This window comes from Frankia sp. AgKG'84/4 (assembly GCF_023242965.2).
GTDB lineage: Bacteria > Actinomycetota > Actinomycetes > Frankiales > Frankiaceae > Frankia.
This window is the reverse complement of sequence record NZ_JALKFU020000479.1, coordinates 1-4,213: the sequence shown is the minus strand read 5'-3', so window position 1 is coordinate 4,213 and position 4,213 is coordinate 1. Positions and strand designations below refer to the sequence as shown.

Below are 4,213 nucleotides of genomic sequence, written 5' to 3'. Positions count from 1 at the left end.
GGTCGATCCTCGCCCGCCGCCAGCGCCCAACTGGATGCCGTCTTGGCCATTTTAGTATACAAAACCAGGTCGGCGGAACCCCTGTGGCGAAAAGCTCGCAGGTGGGGCCGGGTGCGACCGGCGAGCCGACGGCCGGCGCCGCAGGTCGGACAGTCGGACAGTCAGGCGGGGCGGCCGGTCAGGTCCGGGTCGGGCGGGGCGGCCGCGGTACGCGGATAGCCCCAGGTGCCGTTGCGGCGCTGGGCCTCGGTCCACGAGGCGATCGCCCGGCCGGGCTGGACGTCGCGGGCCATGTGGTCGGAGGCAGCGCCCTCGTCCGCGGCCAGGATCGCCTGCAGAATCTGGGCGTGCCCGGCCCACGACGCCGGCGAACGGCCCTCCAGGTCGTGCTCGAACATCCAGCGCACCCGGCTGCGGATGCTGCGCAGCAGGGTGGCCAGCTCGATGTTGCCCGACGCGCGGGCGACCAGGTCGTGGAACTGCTCGATGAGCGCCGGCAGCCGCTTGAACTCGCCGTTCTCCGCGGCCGCGGTGCCCTCGGCGACCGTGGCGGTCAGTTCGTCGACGTAGTCGCCGCCGGCGTGGCGGGCGGCGAGCACCGCCGCCATCACCTCCAGGGTGATGCGGACCTCCAGCAGGTCGAACACCCGCGCGACGCTCGGCACCGCGACGGTCGCGCCCCGGCGCGGCGCCAGCTCGATGAAGCCCTCGGCCTCCAGGCGCTGCAGCGCCTCGCGCACGGGGATGCGCGAGACACCCAGCTCGGTGGCGATGCTCTCCTCGCGAACCCGGCTGCCCGGCGGGAGCAGGCCCGAGGCAATGCGCTCACGCAACGTGTCGGCAACGATGTCGCGCAGGGGCGCCGAGTCCGAGTCCGCCATCAAGTCCCCACGTGGGCTCCGGTCCGCATGTCGCGTTCAGGTTATCGCTGCGGTCCCGGTGCTCGGCCGGGTGCCGCGCAACGACCAGGTGCCGGGATCACCCCAGATGGGATAGAGCGTCGGGCCGTCGTCCGGCAGGACGATCTCCGGGCCGATCCGGCGCGGTCCGAGCCGCTCCCACACCGTGAGGCTGCCCAGGCTCGACGCCTCCGCGTAGACGCCGGCGCCGGCCGTCCACGGGCACGGGAAACGTCGCAGGTCGTTCGCCTGGCTACGTGGTGCTCAGCGTCGGCGGACGACCCGAGCTCTCAGGGGCTCAGCGGATGGCCGCAGAAGTTCGGCTCGGTCACGACGAACGCATTGCCCGCGCTGTTGGCCTGGACGTAGGCCGAGCACACCAGCGGGTTGGCCGCCTCAGGCCGGAAACTGATCGGGCTGATCAGGCCGTTCGCGTCGTAGCTGTTCACCGCGCGCAGCGCGGCGACGAACCCGGCCCGCGTCGGGCACGGCCCGGCGAGGTCCAGGCCGCGCAGGAAGATGTCGGTGCTGATGTACGACGCCACGGCGATGTCCTGCTCGGGCTGGGTGATCTGCGGGGCGAACCGGCGCATCGCGCCGGCGTAGGCCTCGACGCCTGGTCCGCCGAGCTCGAACGGCCGGTAGTAGACCGGGATGCTGATCCCCGCCATCCGGGTGCCATACGTCGCGAGCAGCGTGTGGTTGTAACCGGTGGCGGACAGCACGACCTTGGGCCGGTAGTCGCCACCGCGCAGCGCACTCACGATGGCGACGAGGTCACGGGGGTCCAGGACGCCGACGACGGTGTCGGCGTGGGTGGCGGCGATGCGCCGGGCCAGTTCCGCCGGGTCATCGGCGCCGGAGGAGAAGGTGAAGGTGGCCGCCGTCGTCACCCCGGCGGCGGTGAGGCTGCGGACGTAGTAGTCGGCCGTCATCGACGTCGCCGCCGACAGCGCGGTCGTGATGATCACCGCGCGGCGTCCGCCCTCACCGACCACGTACCTGCCCGGTAGGTCCACAGCCTCGCCGGTGACCGTGGTGGCGGCGAACACGGTGGGCGAGGAGGACCCGACCTGATCTGTCGACGTCACCGGGATGCCCCGCTGAGTCACGTAGGCGACGCTGCCGGCCGCCGCCACCGTCGGTTCGATCAGGCCGAAGACCTGACGTTGTTCGACGAGGTCGCGGGCGGCGACACCGTTGACCGCGGCGGAGCCCTGGTCGTCGCGCCACTGGTAGACGACGCGCCGGCCGTGGATACCGCCGGCGGTGTTCGCCGCGCCGAGGCGGGCGTCGATCCCGGCCCGCGCCGCCTCGGACTGGCTCGCCGCCGGACCCGACGCGGGGATGAGCACGCCCAGGTCGATCTGGTGCTCCCCGACGCCCGGCGTCCCGCAGGGCGCCGCCGACACCCGGTCGGCGCTCGAGCAGCCGGCGAGAGCCGCCGAGAGCAGCACCGCGACGGCCAACGCCCCGCCGCACGGCGCACGGCGCCCGCTCGGGCGGGCCGCACGACCTCGCACGGACAGATGACCTCGAGAGAACACATCTTCTCCTGGGCGAACGGAGGCTGTATACGGGCAGTACCAACGGGAGGTCCGGCAATTGGCCGGCTTTCCACCGAAGGAGCCGGAAAGCTCGCGGTGCGGGAGGAACAGTACCAAGACATTTCCCGCCACCGAGCGCCTGTCGCCGCGCTCACCTATCCAGGTTCCCCAGTTCACCTCGGATTACCTGAGCATTCACCCGGGGGCCATCTGCCGATCCGCCGATCCACCAAATACCGATCCGCCGACCGCTGCGAGGACGTCAAGTTTTACAGCATTTCCGGGGCGGTTGTTTGCATTATCGCGGCAACCGTGACGGCCATAACAGCCGCAGCGTCGGCGCGATGCTGGAGGATGATCAGCATGAGCGCGGAACACAGGACGCCGGTCGACGTGTTGATGCTGGTCCTGCGGCAGGAGCAGCTTCTGTTGACCAGACGGGCGGGCGAGGTCTACGGCAGCGGATGGTGGGCGTTGCCCAGCGGACGGCTGGAAGCCGGCGAGGATGTCGTCGCGGCGGCCGTACGCGAACTCGACGAGGAGCTCGGCATCGCCGTCGACGACGAGGACGTGATGTTCGTCGGGGTCACCCACGCGCTGCCGCCGGGTCGCGCGGCGCGCGTCGGGTTCGGTTTCGCGCTCACCCGTTGGCGCGGGGAGCCGCGCATCCGCGAACCCGACCGCTGTGCCGCGCTGATCTGGTGTTCCCCCGACGACCTACCGGCCCACACCCTGCCCTACACCAGGGAGATCGTCCGGCTCTACCGCGCGGGCGCGTCGTTCTCCCGCTTCGGCTGGCGCGAACCGGTCGCCGATGCGTCCGTCGACGGTTCCCCGCCGGGACATCCGGCACAACCTGGAGGGACCGTTGGTGTGAGCCTCCAGCGCAGGAGCGGCGATGAGGGATGAACCGCCAGGCCAGCAAGCGGCCAGGGCAACCATCGGAAAGCCGGCGGATGCGGCGGCGGGCAGGGCGACGCCGATCGCACCCGGGCCGGCGACTGGGTGGCCTGGGCCGCCGGCAACGGCCAGCGGACGCCGGGGGAGGCCAAGGACCGGCTCAGGTTGCCAGCTCGTCCCGCAGTAGGTCCATGAGCACACCGTCATGCGGCACGCCGTCCGGGCCGATCTCGTACTGCCGCAGGATGCCGACACGACGAAAGCCCACCTTCGCGTAGCAGCGGATCGCCCTCGCGTTGTCCGCGGCCGGATCGATGGTGAGCCGGTGGTGGCCGCGCGCCCCGACCAGGAAACGGGCCAGCAGCGCGACCGCGGCGGTGCCGGTCCCGCGGTCCTGGAACCGGTCGCCGAGGAAGATGTCGATCCCGGCATGCCGGTAGCGCGGGTCGGTCTCCTCGCTGTACTGGATGCCGCCGGCCACCTCCCCGGCAACCGTTACCACGAGCAGCACCGTGCCGGTGTCACCCAGCAGGTCGCCGTGGATCTCCTCGACCGGCGGCGGCGGCCCCCACCAGCGGACCACCGTCGCCTCGGCCAGGATCGCCCGCAGCCGCTCGACCTCACCGGCCGCCCCCGGCCGCACGGTGACCTCCCCGGCCACGAGCACCGGACGCAGCTCCACGACAGACCTCCAGTCAGATCCGGAGCCGAAGATGATCTGATCGTAGCAATGGGCGGATCAGCCGGTGACCAGGGCCGGGCCTTCACGCCCGGCGGTGGCCGCCGACGGTTCGATGCCGGGGCCGGGGGGAACCAGCCACAGCCGCGGCGGACGTCGACCCCCCGACCGCGGCCCGACGACCGCCC

4 protein-coding genes are annotated in these 4,213 nt (G+C 71.9%); 1 reads left to right on the top strand and 3 read right to left on the bottom strand.

Annotated elements, in window-relative coordinates; genetic code table 11:
• Window positions 1-161: 161 nt before the first annotated feature.
• Window positions 162-881: a GntR family transcriptional regulator gene (locus tag MXD58_RS21625; RefSeq protein ID WP_248837955.1), complete on the bottom strand. Its 720-nt coding sequence runs from the start codon at window positions 879-881 to the stop codon at window positions 162-164.
• A gap of 308 nt (window positions 882-1,189) precedes the next feature.
• On the bottom strand, window positions 1,190-2,422 hold the full coding sequence (locus tag MXD58_RS21620; protein WP_248837954.1) for an ABC transporter substrate-binding protein: 1,233 nt from the start codon (window positions 2,420-2,422) through the stop codon (window positions 1,190-1,192).
• A 387-nt stretch (window positions 2,423-2,809) separates the two neighbouring features.
• On the opposite strand from MXD58_RS21620, the gene MXD58_RS21615 reads away from it, so the two are divergent.
• A complete protein-coding gene (locus MXD58_RS21615; protein WP_248837953.1) occupies window positions 2,810-3,355 on the top strand; it encodes an NUDIX hydrolase in 546 nt (181 codons plus the stop codon).
• Between the two features lie 151 nt (window positions 3,356-3,506).
• On the opposite strand, the gene MXD58_RS21610 is transcribed toward MXD58_RS21615, so the two are convergent.
• The gene (locus tag MXD58_RS21610) at window positions 3,507-4,028 is read right to left on the bottom strand and encodes a GNAT family N-acetyltransferase (protein WP_248837952.1); all 522 of its coding nucleotides are present in this window, start codon (window positions 4,026-4,028) and stop codon (window positions 3,507-3,509) included.
• Between the last annotated feature and the right edge of the window lie 185 nt (window positions 4,029-4,213).